At 67.0% G+C, this 19,038-nt stretch carries 17 protein-coding genes; 9 read left to right on the top strand and 8 right to left on the bottom strand.

Annotated elements, in window-relative coordinates:
* Positions 1 to 38: 38 nt before the first annotated feature.
* The 3 genes from PA01_06015 to aliA are packed head-to-tail and all read right to left on the bottom strand — an operon-like array spanning position 39 to position 3,537.
* Positions 39 to 1,079 (bottom strand): porin, encoded by a 1,041-nt coding sequence (locus PA01_06015; protein ID KON81223.1) that lies wholly within the window; start codon positions 1,077 to 1,079, stop codon positions 39 to 41.
* Positions 1,080 to 1,114: 35 nt separating this feature from the next.
* On the bottom strand, positions 1,115 to 1,888 hold the full coding sequence (locus tag PA01_06010; protein ID KON81222.1) for an enoyl-CoA hydratase: 774 nt from the start codon (positions 1,886 to 1,888) through the stop codon (positions 1,115 to 1,117).
* Complete coding sequence (gene aliA, locus PA01_06005; GenBank protein KON81221.1) at positions 1,888 to 3,537, bottom strand: cyclohexanecarboxylate-CoA ligase; 1,650 nt, start codon at positions 3,535 to 3,537, stop codon at positions 1,888 to 1,890. Before aliA ends, PA01_06010 begins: the two co-directional genes overlap by 1 nt.
* Before the next feature lie 423 nt (positions 3,538 to 3,960).
* Here aliA and aliB point away from each other — a divergent pair, with 423 nt between their 5' ends.
* On the top strand, positions 3,961 to 5,109 hold the full coding sequence (gene aliB, locus PA01_06000) for a cyclohexanecarboxyl-CoA dehydrogenase (GenBank protein ID KON81220.1): 1,149 nt from the start codon (positions 3,961 to 3,963) through the stop codon (positions 5,107 to 5,109).
* 116 nt (positions 5,110 to 5,225) lie between these two features.
* On the opposite strand, the gene PA01_05995 is transcribed toward aliB, so the two are convergent.
* Complete coding sequence (locus PA01_05995; protein KON81219.1) at positions 5,226 to 5,696, bottom strand: MarR family transcriptional regulator; 471 nt, start codon at positions 5,694 to 5,696, stop codon at positions 5,226 to 5,228.
* A 103-nt stretch (positions 5,697 to 5,799) separates the two neighbouring features.
* Between PA01_05995 and badH the strand changes: the two genes are divergently transcribed.
* From badH to PA01_05980, 3 genes are all read left to right on the top strand, one after another.
* Positions 5,800 to 6,567, top strand: coding sequence for a 2-hydroxycyclohexanecarboxyl-CoA dehydrogenase (badH, locus tag PA01_05990; GenBank protein ID KON81218.1), 768 nt, complete (start codon positions 5,800 to 5,802; stop codon positions 6,565 to 6,567).
* Between the two features lie 44 nt (positions 6,568 to 6,611).
* Positions 6,612 to 7,394: a 2-ketocyclohexanecarboxyl-CoA hydrolase gene (gene badI / locus PA01_05985; GenBank protein KON81217.1), complete on the top strand. Its 783-nt coding sequence runs from the start codon at positions 6,612 to 6,614 to the stop codon at positions 7,392 to 7,394.
* Between the two features lie 194 nt (positions 7,395 to 7,588).
* Positions 7,589 to 8,743 (top strand): acyl-CoA dehydrogenase family protein, encoded by a 1,155-nt coding sequence (locus PA01_05980; protein ID KON81216.1) that lies wholly within the window; start codon positions 7,589 to 7,591, stop codon positions 8,741 to 8,743.
* A gap of 301 nt (positions 8,744 to 9,044) precedes the next feature.
* Here the strand turns inward: PA01_05980 and PA01_05975 are convergent, their stop codons facing one another.
* From PA01_05975 to PA01_05965, 3 genes are all read right to left on the bottom strand, one after another.
* A complete protein-coding gene (locus PA01_05975) occupies positions 9,045 to 9,659 on the bottom strand; it encodes a transferase hexapeptide repeat family protein (protein KON81215.1) in 615 nt (204 codons plus the stop codon).
* 154 nt (positions 9,660 to 9,813) lie between these two features.
* Positions 9,814 to 11,466 carry an electron transfer flavoprotein-ubiquinone oxidoreductase gene (locus PA01_05970; GenBank protein KON81214.1) on the bottom strand — a complete coding sequence of 551 codons (1,653 nt, stop codon included), beginning with the start codon at positions 11,464 to 11,466 and terminating at the stop codon, positions 9,814 to 9,816.
* A gap of 77 nt (positions 11,467 to 11,543) precedes the next feature.
* On the bottom strand, positions 11,544 to 12,347 hold the full coding sequence (locus tag PA01_05965; GenBank protein ID KON81213.1) for an IclR family transcriptional regulator: 804 nt from the start codon (positions 12,345 to 12,347) through the stop codon (positions 11,544 to 11,546).
* 242 nt (positions 12,348 to 12,589) lie between these two features.
* Here PA01_05965 and PA01_05960 point away from each other — a divergent pair, with 242 nt between their 5' ends.
* The 5 genes from PA01_05960 to PA01_05940 all read left to right on the top strand — a co-directional run bounded on the left by PA01_05960 (position 12,590) and on the right by PA01_05940 (position 18,134).
* The gene (locus PA01_05960) at positions 12,590 to 13,360 is read left to right on the top strand and encodes an enoyl-CoA hydratase (GenBank protein KON81212.1); all 771 of its coding nucleotides are present in this window, start codon (positions 12,590 to 12,592) and stop codon (positions 13,358 to 13,360) included.
* 3 nt (positions 13,361 to 13,363) lie between these two features.
* Positions 13,364 to 14,884 carry a 3-hydroxyacyl-CoA dehydrogenase gene (locus PA01_05955; protein KON81211.1) on the top strand — a complete coding sequence of 507 codons (1,521 nt, stop codon included), beginning with the start codon at positions 13,364 to 13,366 and terminating at the stop codon, positions 14,882 to 14,884.
* Positions 14,885 to 14,910: 26 nt separating this feature from the next.
* Positions 14,911 to 16,119, top strand: a complete 1,209-nt coding sequence (locus PA01_05950; GenBank protein ID KON81210.1) for a 3-oxoadipyl-CoA thiolase — start codon at positions 14,911 to 14,913, stop codon at positions 16,117 to 16,119.
* Between the two features lie 76 nt (positions 16,120 to 16,195).
* Positions 16,196 to 17,731 (top strand): DUF853 domain-containing protein, encoded by a 1,536-nt coding sequence (locus PA01_05945; protein KON81209.1) that lies wholly within the window; start codon positions 16,196 to 16,198, stop codon positions 17,729 to 17,731.
* A 106-nt stretch (positions 17,732 to 17,837) separates the two neighbouring features.
* Positions 17,838 to 18,134, top strand: a complete 297-nt coding sequence (locus PA01_05940; GenBank protein KON81208.1) for a hypothetical protein — start codon at positions 17,838 to 17,840, stop codon at positions 18,132 to 18,134.
* A 52-nt stretch (positions 18,135 to 18,186) separates the two neighbouring features.
* Here PA01_05940 and metF read toward each other — a convergent pair whose 3' ends face one another.
* Positions 18,187 to 19,026 (bottom strand): methylenetetrahydrofolate reductase [NAD(P)H], encoded by an 840-nt coding sequence (gene metF / locus PA01_05935; GenBank protein ID KON81207.1) that lies wholly within the window; start codon positions 19,024 to 19,026, stop codon positions 18,187 to 18,189.
* Positions 19,027 to 19,038 lie beyond the last annotated feature (12 nt).

Below are 19,038 nucleotides of genomic sequence, written 5' to 3'. Positions count from 1 at the left end.
GAGGAAAGCGGGCGCCGCGGCGCCCGGTCGGGAAAGGATCAGAACGTGTGATTCACGCCGACCATGAGGTTCGTGCTGTTCTCGCCCGCCAGGCCGACCGCGCTGGCGACGAATGTCGCATTCTGCGCGGAGTCGTTGTTGACCCGAGTGGCGAAAGCGTAAGCCGTGGTTCGCCTGGAAAGCGCGTGGCCGTAGCCGACGGTCAGGTTCGTCGCGTCGAGGTCGGAATTCTCGTGAGCGAGGTGGCCGATCGCGAAGTGGAGCTTGCCGGCCGGACTGACCGGCGCGATCGCCCCGATCTGGTAGACCTTGTTGGTGTCCGAATCCTGCTCGACCTGCTGGTAGCTGGCAAGCAACGTGACGGCGCCGAAATTGTACGAGCCGCCCGCGTACCATTCCTTCTTGTCGTCGACGCCGACTGTGGCGGGCATGTCCCGGCCGACGTGGTAGATCACGTTCGCGCCGAGCGGTCCATTCGCATATTCGGCACCGATGCTGAAGCGATCGCCCTGGCGGCGGTTCGTCGCCTGATTTTCCTCGCCGAACGCGTAGATCGTGTTGACGGTGAGGCCGCCCATGTTCGGCGAAATGTAGTTCAGCGCGTTGTTCGCGCGTGCCGGGCTCGCCGGCACGATCGTCGCGCCGGCCTTGATGCCGAGCATCGCCTGCGGCCCCCACGGCGTGCCGATCGCGCCGTCGTATTTGAAGACGTAGTAGCCGGGCGCGTACTGACGGCCGAGGCCGGCGAAGCCGAAGCTGCCTTTCAGGCCGACGAATTGCTGGCGGGCGCGCAGTCCGGTGGTGCCGATGCCTTCGTTGGCATCGTTCAGGAGCCCGTACTCGAGCGCGAACACGGCCGCCACGCCGTTGCCCAGTGCTTCGCTGCCGCGAAAACCGATGCGGGAGCCGGTGAGGCCCCCTGAATCGATGCCGGTCTTCCGGTTGTCGCCCATTTTTCCGTAGCCGAAGTAGGCGTCGACGACGCCGTACAGTGTCCCCGTCGACTGAGCCGTGACGGGCGCCGACGCCAAACCCGTCAAAACAGCGCCGACTGCGACGGCGGATTGTTTTTTGTGCATTGATTCCCTTTGGTGTGAGCCTGGATCGAGCGCTTCTAGCAGTGCGCGAACTGCGCTTTGCGCTTCTCGACGAACGCGTTCATGCCTTCCTTCTGGTCGGCGAGCGCGAAAGTGGCGTGCAGCGTGCGGCGCTCGAACAGCAACCCTTCGCTGAGCGGGCTCTCGTAGGCGCGGTTGACCGACTCCTTCATCATCATCAGCACCGGCAGCGAATATTCGGCGAGCTGCGCGGCGGCCGCGAGCGCCTCGTCGAGCACGCTGGCGGCCGGGAAGATGCGCGCGACGAGGCCGGCGCGCTCGGCTTCCTGCGCGTCCATCAGCCGGCCGGTCAGGCACATGTCCATCGCTTTGGTCTTGCCGATCGCGCGCGGCAGGCGCTGCGTGCCGCCGGCGCCGGGGATCGTGCCGATCTTGATCTCCGGCTGGCCGAAGCGCGCGTTGTCGGCGGCGAAGACGATGTCGCACATCATCGCCAGTTCGCACCCGCCGCCGAGCGCGACCCCATTCACCGCGGCGATGACCGGCTTGCGGAACGTGCGCAGCCGCTCCCAGTTGCGGGTGATGAAGTCCGACTTGTAAGCGTCCATGAAGTCCATCGCGCGCATCGCCGCGATGTCGGCGCCCGCGGCGAAAGCTTTTTCGGAGCCGGTCAGCACGACGCACGCAATGGTCCGGTCGGCCTCGAACGCGTCGAGCGCGCGGCCGAGCTCGGTCATCACGTCGTCGTTGAGCGCGTTATGCACTTCGGGCCGGTTGATGCGGATCAGGCCGACCTTGTTTCGGGTTTCGACGAGGATCACGGGATTCATCAGGACTTCTCCATGGCGGCGTTCGCAGCGTCGCCGAAGGTTTTCGCGGTCTCGCGCAGCTTGAACTTCTGCAGCTTGCCGGCCGGCGTGCGCGGCAGATCGGCGACGATCTCGAGCCGCTCCGGGTAGTACTGTTTCGCAACTTGCTGGCGGTCGAGATACGCGGTGAGGTCGGCGAACGTCAGCGTCGAGCCGGGTTTGAGCGACACGAACGCGCAGATGCGCTCGCCCAGGCGCCGGTCCGGGTAGCCGACGACCGCCACCGTCGTGATCGAGGGATGCTGGTACAGCAGGTTCTCGATCTCGACGACCGGAATGTTCTCGCCGCCGCGGATGACGATGTCCTTGCTGCGGCCGTTGATGCGGATGTAGCCTTCGGAATCCTGAAACGCGAGGTCGCCGGTGTCGAACCAGCCTTCGGCGTCGACGCTGTTCAGCTGCGGGCGTTTCAGGTAGCCGGCGAACAGCGACGCGCCGCGGATCAGCAGGCTGCCCGTTTCGCCCTGCGCCAGTTGCGCACCGTTCGCATCGGCGATCTTCACTTCGATGCCGGGCACCGGCCGGCCGTCCGATACGCCGGACTTCTCGAGCGCCCGGGCGGGTTCGGTAATCGTGACCGCGCCGCATTCGGTCATGCCCCACGCCGAGCACACGCGCAGGCCCATCAGTGCCCAGGCGCGCTCGACGACGACCGGCGGAATCGGCGCGCCGGCGCAGTTGAACTTCGTGAATTTCGGCGACACCGGCGCACCGGCTTCGACTGCGGCGCACATGTCGGAGATGAACGCGGCCGACGCCATGCTGAAGGTGACGTCCTCGTCGCGGACGATCTCGAGCGCGCGCGCCGCGTTCCAGGTTTCCTGCAGGATGGTCGTCGAGTTCAGGATCAGCGGCAGCATCGCGAGGTAGCCGTAGCCGGTGAGGTGCGCCATCGGCGACGCGCCGAGAACGACGTCCGAAGCGCCGAGCTCCATCCGCTCGATGTACGCGTGCAGGTTCGAGAACAGCGTGTTCGACGTGTGCATCACGCCTTTGGGCTCGCCCGTCGTGCCCGACGTGTACATCAGCAGTGCGACGTCGTCCGGTCCGAGCCCGGAGCCGGCCAGAGGCGGCAAATCGTCGCGCATCAGCAGGCGCTCGAAGCTGTCGTCGCCCTCGCCATCGAGGATGACGACCTGCTTCAGATGGGGCAGCTTCGGCTGCAGTTCGCGCGCCATCGCGGCGTGGTCGAATTTGCGAAACACCGCCGGCACGATGAAGACTTTCGACTCGGCGAAGTTCAGCATGTAGGTGAGTTCGTGCTGGCGGAAAATCGGCATCACCGGGTTCGCCGCCGCGCCGATGCGCGCGCACGCCAGCGCGAGCGCGACGAATTCCCAGCGATTCGGCAACTGGAAGGTGACGACGTCGCCGCGGCCGACGCCGAGCGCGGCAAGCCCGCGCGCGATGCGGTCGACGCGGCGGTCGAGCTCGCGGTAGCTGAGCCGCACCGGCTCGGGCTGGCCGTCGCGATAGGCGACCACCGCCGGTTTGTCGGGGCAGTTTTCGTGCGCGCGGCGGAAATGCACGTCGATCGTCTCGTCGCGCCACAGGCTGGCGGCCTTCATCGGGCCCATGCGGTCCGCAAGCAGTACCGGTTCGAAGTTCATTGTCATTTTCCTCTGTCGACCGGCCCGCTCACTGGCGGACCAGCTCGCTGCTGGATTCGTTGAACGGCAGTGCGGCATCGGCGGCTGCGCCAGATTTCGCGGCGTCCGTCGCTCCGGTTTCTGATCGTTGTGCGCGCAAGTCTCTCTCCTTGGGTTCGTCTTCCGGCGGTTTGTCCGACGGCGCACCAAAGCTATCGCTTCGATTTTTATAAGTCAATATCTTGTTATATATCGGCGTTGTATCTCGGCGCTGGGTAACTGGAAGTTTGACGTAGAACCGCTAGTTAGAAAGGTGTTTATCGCCAAACGGAGGAGGCGCAGCGGTGTGGAGTTACCGTTCGTAACTTAAAGATAAGACAATCTATTGACACAAAAACCCTCGCTCTCCTAGAATCGATGCGACGTTAGAAAGGAGGAGAGGTCATGGATTTCAGTCTCAGTCAGGAGCAGCAGGCGCTGGTCGATACCGCGAGCCGCTTTGCCCGCGAACGTCTTGCGCCGGGCTACAAAGTGCGCGAGAAAGCCGAGCGCATCGAGCGCGAAGTGATCCGCGAAATGGGCGAACTCGGTTTCCTCGGGCCGGAGTTGTCCGAGGCGCACGGCGGGCTCGGCGTCGATTGCGTCACTAGCGGGCTGCTGCTCGAGCAGATTTCGTACGGCGACTTCAACGTCTCGTACGTGAACCTGCTGACGTCGCTGTGCGGCCAGATCGTCGCCGGCCATGCGCGGCCCGACATCGCGAAAGAGTGGCTCGGCCAGGTGATCGCCGGGCACAAGACGATCGCGATCGCGCTGACCGAACCGAGCGCGGGGTCGGATGCCGCGCGCCTGAAGCTCAAGGCGGTGCGCGACGGCAACGATTTCGTCCTCAACGGCGAGAAGACGTCGATCTCGATGGCGACGCAGTCCGACGTCGCAGTCGTCTTCGCGCGCACCGGCAGCGAAGCCGAGCGCGCCCGCGGCATCAGCGCGTTCCTCGTGCCGATGGACCTGCCGGGCATCACGCGCACCGCGTTCGACGACATCGGCACACGCCCGGTCGGCCGCGGCTCGATCTTCTTCGACGACGTGCGCATATCCGCGGACATGATGCTCGGCGACGAGGGGCAGGGCTTCATCCAGGTGATGCAGGGCTTCGATTACAGCCGCGCGCTGATCGGCCTGCAGTGCATGGGGGTCGTGCGCGCGTCGCTCGACGAGACCTGGCGCTACATCCAGGAGCGCGAGGCGTTCGGCAAGAAGATCGGCGAATTCCAGGGCGTCACGTTCCCGCTCGCCGAAGCCGAGACGATGTACGAAGCCTGCCGTGCGCTATGCCTGCGCACCCTGTGGCTGAAGGATCAGGGGCTGCCGCACACGTCGGAAGCGGCGATGTGCAAGTGGTGGGCGCCGAAGCTCGCGTGCGAAATCATCCATCAGTGCCTGCTCACGCACGGCCACGGCGGCTACGCGAGCGACTACGACTTCGGCCAGCGCTACCGCGACGTCATGGGCCTGCAGATCGGCGACGGCACCGCGAACATCATGAAGATGATCATCGGGCGCGAGAAGCTCGACGCGCACAGGGTCTAGTGCAGTGCACGCAACGAGTCGTGACGGCGTGTAGGGCGGATGAGCCGAAGGCGTTATCCGCCGCGTTTCCGCCACCGGCGATCGTCATTCGGCGGAAGGCGCTTCGCTGTTCCGCCCTACAGCTTCGCCATGTTCCGCTGCAGCAGGCTCACGTAATGGATGAACTGCAGGCGGTCGTCGAACGAGAAGCCTTTCAGCGCTTGGTCGTAGAACGCGTGGATCGGCTCGGCGAGCTTGACCCACAGCTCCTCGCCCTTGGGGCTGAGCCGGACCTTGCGCGAGCGGCGGTCTTCCTCGCTGGTCGCGCGTTCGATCAGGCCGTCGCGTTCGAGGCGGGTCAGCAGGCCGGACAGGTTCTGGCGGCTGACGAGCAGGAAGCGGGAGAGCTCGTTGATGCCCATGCCGTCTTTCGCCTTCGGGCGGGACAGCGCGCCGAGCACCGACCACTGCTGGGTCGTCACGCCGAACTCGTCGAGCGCCTGGGTGCCCTTGGTGTGCAGCGTGTTGGCCGCCTGGAAGAAGCGGAAGAACAGGCGGTTGCTGATCTCGATCGTGGCGAGGTTCTTGGCGGCGGAAACGTCGGTCATCGGATGGGCAGGCAGGGTTCGAACGGCGCCCATTGAAACGCAAACAGCGGCCCGGATGCAAACGGGCCGGAAATTGAACGGTATCCAACAGGAGGAAGCACAGATGAGAGGAATCAAGGACAAAGTCGCGATCGTCACCGGGGGCGCAGGCGGCATCGGCTCGGCGATCTGCCGCCGCTTCGGCGAGGAAGGCGCGAAAGTCGCGGTGTTCGACATCAACCGCGAAGCGGCCGAAGCGGTCGCCGCGGAGATCCGCGCGCAAGGCGGCAACGCCCAGGCGTTCGCGGTCGATCTGACGAACCAGGAGTCGGTGATCAGCGCGGTCGCGGCGGCGGAAGAAGCGCTCGGCCCGACCGACGTGCTCGTCAACAACGCCGGCTGGGACAAGGTCGGCAATTTCCTCAGCACCGAGAAGCCGCTGTGGGACAAGATCGTCGCGATCAACCTGTACGGCGCGCTGTACATGCACCACGCAGTCGTCAAAGGCATGGTCGAACGCGGCGCAGGCCGCGTCGTCAACGTCGCGTCGGACGCCGGCCGGGGCGGTTCGTCGGGCGAAGCGGTGTATTCGTTCTGCAAGGGCGGGCTGATCGCGTTCTCGAAGACGATGGCGCGCGAACTCGCCCGCCAGCAGATCAGCGTCAATGTCGTGTGCCCCGGCCCGACCGACACGCCGCTGCTCGACGACATCTGTGGCGATGGCGAGCGCGGCGAGAAGCTGCGCACCGCCTTCACGCGCGCGGTGCCGTTCGGCCGCCTCGGCCAGCCCGACGACCTGCCCGGCGCGATCGTGTTCCTGTCGAGCGACGACGCGTCGTTCATCACCGGCCAGGTGCTGAGCGTGTCGGGCGGCCTGACGATGGCCGGCTGAGCCCCGCCAAGCGACCCCCAATCAAACCTTCAGAGGAAATCAAAATGGAATACCAGGACATTCTGTACACGAAAGAAGACGGCATCGCGACGATAATGATCAACCGCCCCGCGCAGTACAACGCGTTTCGCGCGCAGACTTGCGAAGAAATCATCTTCGCGCTGAAGGACGCGGACTTCGACAAGAGCATCGGGGTCGTCGTGCTGACCGGCGCCGGCGACAAGGCGTTCTGCACCGGCGGGGACCAGGGCACTCAGGACGGCGGCTACGGCGGCCGCGGCGTCATCGGCCTGCCGGTCGAGGAGATGCAGAGCGCGATTCGCGACATCGCCAAGCCGGTGATCGCGCGCGTCAATGGTTTCGCGATCGGCGGCGGCAACGTGCTCGTGACGGTCTGTGACCTTGCGATCGCTTCGGAAAAGGCGCAGCTCGGTCAGGCGGGGCCGCGCGTCGGTTCGGTCGATCCCGGCTTCGGCACGGCGCTGCTCGCGCGTGTCGTCGGCGAAAAGAAGGCGCGCGAAATCTGGTATCTGTGCCGCCGCTACACGGCGCAGGAAGCGCTCGCGATGGGCCTCGTCAATGCGGTCGTGCCGCACGACCAGCTCGACGCCGAAGTGAAGAAGTGGTGCGACGAGATCGTCGAGAAGAGCCCGACCGCGATCGCGCTGGCGAAAAAATCGTTCAACGTCGATACCGAAATGATCCGCGGCATGGGCGGCCTTGCGATGCACGCGCTGAAGCTGTACTACGAAACGGCCGAATCGGCCGAAGGCGGCAACGCGTTCCGCGAGAAGAGGAAGCCGGAGTTCCGCAAGCACGCCAAATAAGCCCGCTGCGCTCTGGCCGGGGGTTATTAACCCGCTGACGAAATACCGTTCGGGCTGAGCCTGTCGAAGCCCTGCGATTGCCCTTCGACAGGCTCAGGGCGAACGGAGGTATTCGGTTACGGCAGAAAGCGGTCGGAGCGCGCACACCGCATGACCCAGACAAACACAACACAGCACCGGAGAGGGAAAAGGACATGATCCGCGATCAGGAGACTCTGAACATTCTTCTCGACACGATCTCGCGCTTCGTGCGCGAACGCCTCGTGCCGCAGGAAGCACACGTCGCCGAAACCGACCAGATCCCGCAGGAGCTCGTCGACGAGATGAAGGAACTCGGCCTGTTCGGCCTGTCGATTCCCGAGGAATACGGCGGGATGGGGCTGACGATGGAAGAAGAAGTCCTCGCGACCTTCGAGATCGGCAAGACTTCGCCGTGCTTCCGCTCGCTGTTCGCGACCAACAACGGCATTGGCGCCCAGGGCATCGTCATCGACGGCACCGAGGAGCAGAAGCGCCATTACCTGCCGAAGCTCGCGTCCGGCGAGATCATCGGCTCGTTCGCGCTGACCGAACCGGACAGCGGCTCGGACGCCGCCAGCCTGCGCACCAGCGCGCGCCGCGACGGCGACTGCTACGTGCTCAACGGCACGAAGCGCTACATCACGAATGCACCGGAAGCCGGCATCTTCACGGTGATGGCCCGCACGAACCCCGACGCGAAAGGGCCGCACGGCATCTCGGCGTTCGTCGTCGAACAGGGCACGCCGGGCCTGTCGCTCGGCCCGATCGACAAGAAGATGGGCCAGAAGGGCGCGCACATCTGCGACGTGATTTTCGACGACTGCCGCGTGCCGGCCGTGAACCTGATCGGCGGGCGCGAGGAAGTCGGCTTCAAGACTGCGATGAAAGTGCTCGACAAGGGCCGCATCAACATCGCTGCAGTATGCGTCGGCGTCGCCGAACGCATGCTCGACGACGCGCTGCGCTACGCGATGGAGCGCAAGCAGTTCGGCAAGCCGATCGCCGAGTTCCAGCTGATCCAGGCGATGCTCGCCGACAGCAAAGCCGAGATCTATGCCGCGCGCAGCATGGTGATCGACGCCGCGCGGCGCCGTGACGAAGGGCTCGACGTCGGCACCGAAGCCGCGTGTGCGAAGCTCTTCGCGTCGGAGATGTGCGGCCGCGTCGCCGATCGCGCAGTGCAGATCTTCGGCGGCGCCGGGTATCTGGCCGAATACGGCATCGAGCGCTTCTACCGCGACGTGCGCCTGTTCCGCATCTTCGAAGGCACGACGCAGATCCAGCAGCTCGTCATCGCCCGCAACCTGATCCGCGAGCATGCGCGCTGACGACACTCCTACGGACGGCGCGGCTGCCGACCAGGCGTCCGCGGTGTCGCCGGCGCTGTTCGCACCGCACCCGCCGTTCCGGCCTTTCGACGCCGCCCCCGGGGGGCTGCCCGGACTTTTTGCGGCGCCGAGCTTTCGCCCGTTCGCGGGCCGCCCCGCAGGGAACGACGCTTGCTCTGAGCTTTGGCGCTGAGACCGCGCCTGAACCCGGTCTTGCCTCCGGCGAAAGTTTCTCCCTCTCCTCCTTCCTGATTCGCCGGAGTTTTCACCGGCCCGACGCAACCGCGTCGGGCCGGTTTTTTTAGCTGCGCTGTTTTTGCTCGCTCAGCGGCACGATTTCCGGCATCACGATGCGCTTGCGGTCGGCCTCGACCGCGGCGAGCGCATCGGTCTCGACCATCGTCGCGAGGCAGCGGCGGGTGAGGTTCTGGTAGATGCCCGTGCCCTGGACTTTCCACGCCATCTCCTGCTCGGTCAGCGGGCGGACGACTTTCGCCGGCGTGCCGGCAAGGAGCGTGGCCGGCGGCACCTGCATGCCGGCCTTGACGAAGCTGCACGCGGCGATGAACGCGTTCTCGCCGACGACCGCGTTGTCCATGACGACAGCGTTCATGCCGACGAGCGCGTTGCGCCCGATCGTGCAGCAGTGCAGCACGGCGCCGTGGCCGATGTGGCCGTTCTCGTTGACCACCGTGTCGTGGTCCGGAAAGCTGTGGATGACGCAGGTGTCCTGGACGTTGACGCCGGCCATCAGGATCAGCCGGCCGAAGTCGCCGCGCAGGCTCGCGCACGGGCCGACGTAGCAGCCGGGACCGACGATGACGTCGCCGATCAGCACCGCCGAGGGGTGTACGTAGGCGCTCGGGTCGATGACCGGGACGACGCCGTCGATGGCATAGACGCGGGGCGGTTTCATGAGGTCTCCTTGCTGCCCGCGCTCGCGCGGGCGAAATGGGTCGGGGTGATGCGGGGTCGGGGTGATGCGGGGTCGGGGTGACGCAGGCTCGGGGGTGCGGCGGCATGACGCCACGCGCCGCGCCGGTTCGCGAAAGCGGTGGCCGCCGGTGGCGCTACATGTTCGGGTAGTTCGGCCCTTCGCCGCCCTGCGGCACGACCCACGTGATGTTCTGCGTCGGGTCCTTGATGTCGCAGGTCTTGCAGTGCAGGCAGTTCTGCGCATTGATCTGCAGCCGCGCGCTGTCGGCAGATGACGCGGCTTCGTCGCGCACGATCTCGTAGACGCCCGCCGGGCAGTAGCGTTGCTCCGGCGCGTCGAACTGCGCGAGGTTCACGTCGATCGGCACCGCGGCGTCGCCGAGCGTCAGGTGGCAGGGCTGGTCTTCTTCGTGGTTCGTGTTCGAGATGAACACCGACGACAGGCGGTCGAACGTCAGCACGCCGTCGGGCTTCGGATAGACGATCGGCACACTGTCGGCCGCGGGCTGCAGCTTGCCGTGGTCGGCGCTGTTCTTCAGCGTCCATGGCGCGCGCCCGCGCAGCACGATCTGGTCGATGCCGAACATCAGCGAGCCGGTCTTCAGGCCCTTGCTCATCCATGGCTTGAAGTTGCGCGCCTTGTGCAGTTCTTCGTACAGCCAGCTGGCGCGGAACGCTTCGGGGTAGGCGGCGAGCTCGTCGTGGTTGCGGCCTGCGGCGAGCGCGGCGAAACAGGCTTCCGCAGCGAGCGAACCGGACTTGATCGCGCAGTGCGAACCCTTGATGCGGCTCGCGTTGAGGAAGCCCGCGTCGTCGCCGATCAGCGCGCCGCCCGGGAACACCAGCTTCGGCATCGACTGCAGGCCGCCTGCCGCGATCGCGCGCGCACCGTACGCGACGCGCCGCGCGCCGGCGAAGAAATCCTTCAGCAGCGGGTGCGTCTTGAGCCGCTGCATCTCGTCGAAAGGCGACAGGTGCGGGTTGCGGTAGCCGAGGCCGACGACGAACCCGACCGACACGAGGTTGTCTTCCATGTGGTACAGGAAGCCGCCGCCGTAGGTGTCCGGGTCGAGCGGCCAGCCGCCGGTGTGGATCACGAGGCCCTCCCGGTGGCGTTCGGGCTTGAGTTCCCACAGCTCCTTGATGCCGATGCCGTAAGTCTGCGGATCGCAGTCGCGGCGCAAGTCGAACTTCGCTTCGAGCTGTTTGCCGAGGTGGCCGCGGCAGCCTTCGGCGAACAGCGTGTATTTCGCCTGCAGTTCCATGCCGGGCTGGAAGTTCGGGCCTTCCGAGCCGTCCTTCAGGCGCCCCATGTCGCCGGTCGCCACACCCGTCACGCGGCCTTCGGCGTCGTACAGGATTTCGGCTCCGGCGAAGCCGGCATAGACGTCGATGCCCAGCGCTTCGGCCTGGGCCGCGAGCCAGCGGCACACGTTGCCGAGGCTGACGACATAATTGCCGTGGTTGTGGAAACAGTCGGGCAGCAGCGCGTTCGGCAGCTGCCGCCCGCCCGTGTCACCGAGCAGCAGGAAGCGGTCTTCGGTGACCGCGGCTTTCAGCGGCGCGCCGAGCGCCTGCCAGTCGGGAAAAAGCTCGGCGAGCGCGCGCGGGTCCATCACCGCGCCGGACAGGATGTGCGCGCCGACTTCCGAGCCTTTCTCGATGACGCACATCGACAGTTCGCTGCCGGCGTCGGCGGCGAGCTGCTTCAGGCGGATCGCTGCGGACAGCCCGGCCGGGCCGCCGCCGACGATCACGACGTCGAATTCCATTGCTTCACGACTCATTTTTCCATCTCCACAGGCTGTATTTCGTCGCGTTCCGCCGCGAGGCGCGGCGCGGAACGACTCGATCCGAAAGTGTTTCAGGCGCGGCCGAGATCGGCTTCGACCTTGTGCACGAGCTCGACGAGACGCGGGCCGACCTCGCCGATGAGCCGCTCGCGCGACAGCAGGAAAGCCGGGCCGCCGCAGTTGAACGCCATCGCGCGCTCGCCGTCGACGCCGGTCATCGGCACGCCGATCGCGTGTACGTCCTTCTGCCAGTCGCCGGCGGACACGACGAAACCGCGCTCGTGGTAGTCGCGCAGTGCCTGCTCGATGCCCGCTTTGATGCGCGGCCAGTTCTCCTCGTCGCGCAGGCGGATGTGATCCATCAGGTAGTCGCGCTCGCCCTGCGGCAGGCCGCACAGCAGCGCGCGCCCGACCGCGGAAGTCGCGAGCGGGATGCGCGAACCGACATCGAGGCGCAACGTGACATTCGCGCTGCTGCGGCAGCTCTCGATATAGACGACGCTCAGGCGGTCGCGCGCGCCGATCGACACCGACACCTGGGCGTACTCGGACAGCTCTTCCATGTACGGCCGCGCGACCTTGCGCACGTCGAGGTTCGACAGCAGCGCGTAGCCGAGCGCGAGCACGCCGGCGGCCAGACGGTAGGTGCCGCGGGTCTCGGAAAAACCGAGATAGCCGAGCTTGGTCAAGGTGTGGGTGAGCCGCGAAATGGTCGGTTTCGGCAGGCCGGTGCGGCGCGCGAGTTCGGCGTTGCTCAGTTCGGTGTCGCCGGGGCGAAAGCAGCGCAGCAGCTCGAGGCCGCGCGCGAGCGCGTTGACGAACTGACGGTCCTTGCTTTCTTCGTCGTCGGCAAATACCTGGATGTCGTCATCCATAAGAAGTCCCGGGGGTTCCGCGTGGCGGTTTCGAGTTTCGTTTTCCGCAGGCATGGTGGCATGGCGAATTCGCACGTGTCAACGCGAATGCGGCACCGTGATTCGCACAGCGAAACTCGCAGTGGCGAAGGCGACGTGGCGCTCCGCGACGCAGTATTTACACCGGACGGCAAAGACCGTATTGTTCATTCAACGTGTAGTGCAAACGTATCGTTCGCAGAGCGAAACAAAAGGGGAAAGCCATGGACGAAGTCCTCATCGAGCGCCCGGCGCCCGGCATCGTGCTGCTGCGCCTGAACCGGCCCGACGCTCGCAATGCCCTGAACCAGGAAGTCCGGCAGCAGCTCGCCACGCATTTCACCGCGTTCGGGCAGGACCCGGACGTGCGCTGCATCGTGTTGACGGGCGGCGACAAGTTCTTCGCCGCCGGCGCCGACATCCGCGCGATGGCCGATGCCGGGGCGATCGACATGATGCTGCGTCACACCCATCGGCTGTGGCAGGCGATCGCGAGCTGCCCGAAGCCGGTGATCGCCGCGGTCAATGGCTACGCGTGGGGCGGCGGCTGCGAGCTCGCGATGCACGCCGACATCATCGTCGCGGGCGAGTCCGCGTCGTTCTGCCAGCCCGAAGTGAAAGTCGGCATCATGCCGGGCGCCGGCGGCACGCAGCGTCTGACGCGCGCGGTCGGCAAGTTCAAGGCGATGAAGATGGTCCTCACCGGCCAGCCGGTCAGCGCGCGCGACGCGCTGGAGATGGGCCTCGCGAGCGAAGTCGTCGCCGACGCCGACGTCCAGGCGCATGCGCTCGAACTCGCTGCGCAGATCGCGGCGCTGCCGCCGCTGGCGATCGCGCAGATCAAGGAAGTGCTGATCGCCGGCCAGGACGCGTCGCTCGAGACGGCGCTGATGCTCGAGCGCAAGGCATTCCAATTGCTGTTCGCGAGCCGGGACCAGAAGGAAGGCATGCAGGCCTTCCTCGAGAAACGGAAAGCCAACTTTGAAGGAAGGTGAATCATGCTCGATGCGACACGCCAGAACCTGACTCTCGGAGTCGTCGGCACCGGCCTGATGGGCCGCGGTATCGCGCAGATTGCAGTGCAGGGCGGCGTGCAGGTGCGGCTTTTCGACAGCCGCCCGCGCGCGGCGGCCGAAGCATGCGACGCGGTCGCGCAGATGCTCGCGAAGCTCGCCGAGAAAGGCAAGCTCAGTGCCGATGACGCGCAGGCCGCGGTCGCGCGGCTGCACATCGCCGACACGCTGCAGGATCTCTCCGACTGCGAGCTCGTGATCGAGGCGATCGTCGAGGATCTCGACGCCAAGCGCCAGCTGTTCCGCGACCTCGAAGCGATCGTTTCCGACGACTGCCTGCTCGCGACGAACACGTCGTCGCTGTCGGTGACGTCGATCGCCGCCGGCTGCCGCGTGCCCGAACGCGTCGCCGGCTTCCATTTTTTCAGCCCGGTGCCGCTGATGAAGATCGTCGAAGTCATCGACGGTGCCTTGACCGCGCCGTGGGCGGGCGAAGCGCTGACGGCGCTCGCGCGGCGCATGGGGCACACGCCGGTGCGCGCGAAGGACACCCCGGGGTTCATTGTCAATCACGCCGGGCGCGGCTATCTGACTGAAGCGCTGCGCGTCCTCGGCGAAGGCATCGCCGAAGTTCCGGCGGTCGATGCGATCCTGCGCGACGCCGCGGGCTTTCGCATGGGGCCGTGCGAGCTCCTCGACCTGACCGGACTCGATGTCTCGCATCCGGTCATGGAGTCGATCTACACGCAGTACTACCAGGAGCCGCGTTACCGTCCGTCGCCGCTGACGCGCACGCGCCTCGCCGCGGGGTTGCTCGGGCGCAAGAGCGGGCGCGGCTTCTATACGTATACGAACGGCCAGGCCGAGCCGGTCGCGACGCCGGAAGTCCCGGCCCTGACGCAGACGCCGATCTGGGTCAGCCCGAGCGACGCGGTCGGGCACGCGCGCGTGCTGACGCTGCTCGCCGGACGGGGCATTCCGATCGACTACGGCGAGCGGCCGGGCGACAGCTCGGTGTGCCTCGTGCTGCCGGTCGGCTTCGACACGACGACGACCGCGCTCGCCGAAGGGCTCGACCCGTCGCGCACGCTCGCGCTCGATCCGCTGTTCCTCGACGGCCACCTGACGCTGATGACGAACCCGTTGACGACGCCCGCGGCGCGTGACGCCGCGTGGGCCGCGCTCGCAGGCGAAGACACCGTCGTTTCGGTGATCCACGACAGCCCGGGCTTCGTCGCGCAGCGCGTCGTCGCGATGATCGTCAATATCGGCTGCGACATCGCGCAGCAGCGCGTCGCCACACCCGACGACATCGACTGCGCAGTCCGGCTCGGCCTCGGCTACCCGAAAGGCCCGCTCGCGATGGGCGATGCGCTCGGCGCCGCGACGGTGCTGACGATCCTCGAGCGGCTCCACGATTTCTACCGCGACCCGCGCTATCGCCCGAGTCCGTGGCTGATCCGGCGCGCGCGCCTTGGCGTGTCGCTGCTGACTCCCGAAAACTGAACCTGCTCTCCCTACAAGGACTATTGATGCTCGACGCTTACATCTACGCCGGTCTGCGCTCCCCGATCGGCCGCCACGCCGGCAAGCTCGCCGCGGTTCGCCCGGATGACCTCGTCGCGACCGTGATCCGCGAAGTGCTCGCCCGCTCGCCGTTCCAGGGCGCCGACGTCGAGGACGTGATCCTCGGCTGCGCGGCCCAGGCCGGCGAGGATTCACGCAACGTCGCGCGCCACGCCGCGCTGCTCGCCGGCCTGCCGGTAACGGTCGCCGGCCAGACGGTCAACCGCCTGTGCGGCAGCGGCCTTGCCGCCGTGCTCGACAGCGCCCGCGCGGTGAGCTGCGGCGAAGGCGAGCTTTACGTCGCCGGTGGCGTCGAAAGCATGAGCCGCGCGCCTTTCGTCGTCGCGAAAGCCGAATCGGCGTACAGCCGCGATTTCAAGGTGTTCGACACGACGATCGGCGCGCGCTTCCCGAATCCGCGCCTCGTCGAAGAGTACGGCAACGACAGCATGCCGGAGACCGGCGACAACGTCGCTGCCGAGTTCGGCATCACGCGGGACGCCGCGGATCGCTTCGCCGCTGCGTCGCAGGCGAAATACGCGGCGGCGAAAGAGGCCGCTTTCTACGCCGGCGAGATCCTGCCGATCTCGGTGCCGACCGGGCGCAAGACGCCGCCGCTGGTCGTCGCCGAGGACGAGCATCCGCGCCCCGAATCGACGTACGAGGCGCTCGCGAAACTGAAGCCGCTGTTCGCCGACGGCGTCGTCACTGCCGGCAACGCTTCGGGCATCAACGACGGCGCGGCCGCGCTGCTCGTCGGCAGCCGCGCGGCCGGCGAACGGGCCGGCGCTGCGCCGATGGCGCGCATCCTCGGTGGCGCGGTCGCCGGTGTCGAGCCTCGCATCATGGGCGTCGGGCCGGCCTACGCGATCCCGAAGGCGCTCGCGCGCGCCGAGTTGACGCTCAAGGACATGGACGTCATCGAGATCAACGAAGCGTTCGCGCCGCAGGTGTTGGGCTGCCTGAAGCTGCTCGACGTCGCGTTCGACGATCCGCGCGTCAATCCGAACGGCGGCGCGATCGCGGTCGGCCATCCGCTCGGCGCGTCCGGCGCGCGCATCGCGCTGTCCGCGGCGCGCGAACTCGAGCGTCGCGGCGGGCGTTACGCGGTCGTCAGCCTGTGCATCGGCGTCGGCCACGGCATCGCGCTGGTCATCGAACGCGTTCCGGCGTGATCGCCGCGGGGTGCCGGGGTCCGGCGCCCCGGCATCCTGCTAAACTCGGGCGAATTCATCCATCGAGGATTTCGCCATGGTCGAGCCGCTCTTGATCGCCCGCGCCGGCAACAAGGACATCAACCTGTTGCCGCGTCTTGCCAACCGGCATGGCCTGGTCGCCGGCGCGACCGGCACCGGCAAGACGGTGACGCTGCAGAAGATGGCGGAATCCTTCGCGAGCATCGGCGTGCCGGTGTTCGTCGCCGACATCAAGGGCGACCTGTCGGGCATCGGCGCGCCCGGCGTCGCGAGCGACAAGCTGCTGCAGCGGCTCGCCGCGATCGGCATCACCGACTACACGCCGCGCGCGAACACCGTCGTGTTCTGGGACGTGTTCGGTGAAAGTGGCCACCCGGTGCGAGCGACGGTCTCCGACATGGGGCCGCTGCTGCTCGCGCGCCTCTTGAACCTCAACGACACGCAGGCCGGCGTGCTGCAGATCGTCTTCCGCCTCGCCGACGACAACGGCCTGCTGCTGCTCGACCTGAAGGACCTGCGCGCGATGGTGCAGCACGTCGGCGAGAACGCGAAGTCGCTGACGACGCAGTACGGCAACGTCTCGGCGGCATCGATCGGCGCGATCCAGCGCGGCCTCCTGGCGCTCGAGGAGCAGGGCGGCGACCGGTTCTTCGGCGAGCCGATGCTCGACCTCGCCGATCTGATGCAAACCGATGCCGAAGGCCGCGGCGTCATCAACGTGTTGGCCGCCGACAAGCTGTACCACTCTCCCGCGCTGTATTCGACGTTCCTGCTGTGGATGCTCGCCGAGCTTTTCGAGCAGCTGCCCGAAGTCGGCGACCTCGACCGGCCGAAGCTGGTGTTTTTCTTCGACGAAGCGCACCTCTTGTTCGACGACGCGCCGAAAGCCCTCGTCGACAAGGTCGAGCAGGTCGTGCGGCTGATCCGCTCGAAAGGCGTCGGCGTATATTTCGTCACCCAGAACCCGCTCGACGTGCCCGAGTCCGTGCTCGGTCAGCTCGGCAACCGGGTCCAGCACGCGTTGCGCGCGTTCACGCCGCGCGACCAGAAAGCGGTCCGGACCGCGGCCGAGACGATGCGCGCGAACCCGGCGTTCGACGCCGCCACGGCCATCACCGAGCTGGGCGTCGGCGAAGCGCTGCTGTCCTTCCTCGACGAAAAAGGCCGTCCCGAAATCGTCGAACGCGTTTCGGTCATCGCGCCCGCGTCGCGGCTCGGTCCGCTGACGGCTGATGAGCGCAGCCAGGCGATTCGCGGCTCGGTGCTGTACGGTCACTACGAGAAGCTGCTCGACCGCGAGTCGGCGTACGAATTGCTGCGGGCCCAGGCGGCGGCGGCGACCGCAGCGGGTGCGGCGGAGGCAGCCCAGGCGTCCGGCTCCGGCGCGGCCGACGGTTCGGGTTCGGGCGGGTTGATGGGCGGCATGGGCGACATCCTGTTCGGTTCGACCGGCCCGCGCGGCGGCAAGCGCGACGGGCTCGTCGATATCGCGGCGAAAACCGTCGCGCGCACGATCGGCAGTTCGGTTGGGCGGCAGATCGTGCGCGGCGTGCTCGGCTCGCTGTTCGGCGGGAGCAGCCGCAAGCGCTGATTTTTCGCGCGCGCCAGTCCCGCAGCAGATGGGTGGCGGATCGCGGCGGGCACTGATGACGGTGGCGCGGGTCCAATCGCCACCAAGTGCCAGCTGGAGGTCCGCGATGACGCCACAATCCGTTGAATCATTGATCGCCGAGATCGAGGCTGAAGACCGGCTGGATCTGGACGGCCTTGCCCTGGACGAGCACGAAGCGCGCAGCCTGATGGCGAACCACTTCTGCGAGCTCGACCGCAAGCTCGCCGAGCACGGGCTGAGCACCGAAGCACGGCTCGAAGTGATGGCGGCGATCGCCGCGCACACGATGGTCGAGAACATGGCGCTGCACTTGGGACGATTGCGCAGCGCGGCCGGGCGCGAGGATTTTCATCGCTGGATGCGCCGCCACGGCATTGGCTGACGTGTGACCGGCGCGCCCGCCGCAGGCTGAATCTTCCCCGCGGCGGCCGCGCTTACCCCGGACCGAGCTTCAACCGCTCGCAGATCGCCGTCGTCAGCCCCGCCTGGTTCATGCTGTAGAAATGCAGGCCGGGCGCGCCGGCGGCGAGCAGGCGCTCGCACAGGTTCGTCACGACGTCGAGGCCGAACCCGCGGATCGACTCGGCATCGTCGCCGTACCCCTCGAACTTGCGCCGCATCCAGCGCGGCAGCTCGGCGCCGCACGCGTCCGAGAAGCGCGCGAGCTTCGAGAAGCTCGCGATCGGCATGATGCCGGGCACGATCGGGATCGCCACGCCCATCGCGCGCACCTGGTCGACGAAATGCAGGTAGGCGTCGAGGTTGTAGAAATACTGCGTGATCGCCGAATCGGCGCCGGCTTCGGCCTTGCGCCTGAACGCCGCGAGGTCGTCGTTCGGGTTCTTCGCCTGCGGATGCCATTCCGGGTACGCGGCGACTTCGATGCGGAAGCGATCGCCGGTTTCCGCGCGGATGAACTCGACGAGCTCGTTGGCGTAGCGGAACTCGCCCGGATCGCCGACCCCCGACGGCAGGTCGCCGCGCAACGCGACGATGCGCCGGATCCCGGCCGACGCGTAGTCGTCGAGGATTTCGCGGATGCCGGCGCGCGTCGAACCGATGCACGACAGGTGCGGAGCGGCTTCAAAGCCGTCCGCGGCGATCTCCCTGACGGTCGAGAACGTGCGCTCGCGCGTCGAGCCGCCCGCGCCGTACGTCACCGAGAAAAACGTCGGCTTCAGCGCCGCGAGCGCAGCGCGCGTCGCCCGCAGTTTTTCTTCCCCTTCGGGCGTCTGCGGCGGGAAGAATTCGATCGAAAGTTCGGGTCTGTGCATGATGCGCCCCGG

Source organism: Azoarcus sp. PA01 (assembly GCA_001274695.2).
Lineage (GTDB): Bacteria > Pseudomonadota > Gammaproteobacteria > Burkholderiales > Rhodocyclaceae > Aromatoleum.
This window is presented reverse-complemented; position numbering and strand designations above follow the sequence as displayed.